The following is a 942-nucleotide window of genomic DNA, read 5'->3' as shown; positions in this document are numbered from 1 at the left end:
ATTCCTTAGTGCAAACCAAACACGTTGAGCATGGTGGAGAGCTTCACGCCCGTCTCGCGCCACTCGCCCACCGGGGAGGAAGCAGGCACAATACCCGCGCCGGCAAACAGGCGAACGGTATTTTGATGCAGCCGCGCGCAGCGGATAGTTACCACCCACTCGCCGTTACCTTCGCTGTCGCACCAGCCGACGATGCCGCCGAACAGCTCACGATCGAACGGCTCCAGCTCGGCAATCAGCTCTTTTGCCGCCTGATGCGGGAAGCCGCTCAGCGCTGGCGTCGGGTGCAGCAGACAGGCCAGCGTCAGGGCGTTCTCGTTTTCACGCGCGTCACCTTCTACCGGCGTCGCCAGATGCCACAGCGTCGGGGTGGTGATGAGCTGCGGGGAAGCCGGCATGGTCAGATGATGGCTGCGCGGTTCCAGAATGGTTTTCATCGCCTGCGTTACCAGGTCGTGCTCGTGACGGTCTTTTTCGGAGGCCAGCAGCTTAGTGCCCGCTTCGCGATCCAGCACATCGTCCGGCTGACGGCGCGCAGAGCCCGCCAGCGGCAGCGAGCTAAAGTGCGCGCCCTCTTTACGCAGCAGCAGTTCCGGGCTGGCGCCCAGCAGCACGCCGCCGTCTTCCAGCGGTACGTGGAAGTTAAAGCTCGCCGGGTTCTGGGCGATAAGACGCTCCATCAGCGCGCTGCTATCAATCTGTTTGTCGGTGGCGATATCAATCAGGCGCGACAGCACCACCTTATTCACCTGCGGCGTGGCGGTGAGCGACGCGGCGCGGGCGACCATCTCCTCGAAAACCGGCTGCGGCGGGATCTCGGTGCGTTGTTGCACATTCAGCGTCTGCGCGCCGGAGGCGTAGCGTGCGGACTGCTGACGCGCCGGGCGAGAGAAGGTTTGCCAGCGTTGCGGAATAAACAGCGATGACGGTTTGCGGGTATCG

1 protein-coding gene is annotated in these 942 nt (G+C 63.5%); it reads right to left on the bottom strand.

Features of this window, described 5'->3' with window-relative positions:
* Positions 1-5: 5 nt before the first annotated feature.
* Positions 6-942, bottom strand: a 937-nt coding sequence (gene entC / locus RE027_RS17825; protein ID WP_368809636.1) for an isochorismate synthase EntC, incomplete at its 5' end; no start/stop codon positions are given.

Source organism: Kocuria sabuli (assembly GCF_040981185.1).
Classification (GTDB): Bacteria; Actinomycetota; Actinomycetes; order Actinomycetales; family Micrococcaceae; genus Kocuria; species Kocuria sabuli.
The sequence above is the reverse complement of the archived record's forward strand: the minus strand, read 5'-3'. Positions and strand labels throughout refer to the sequence as shown.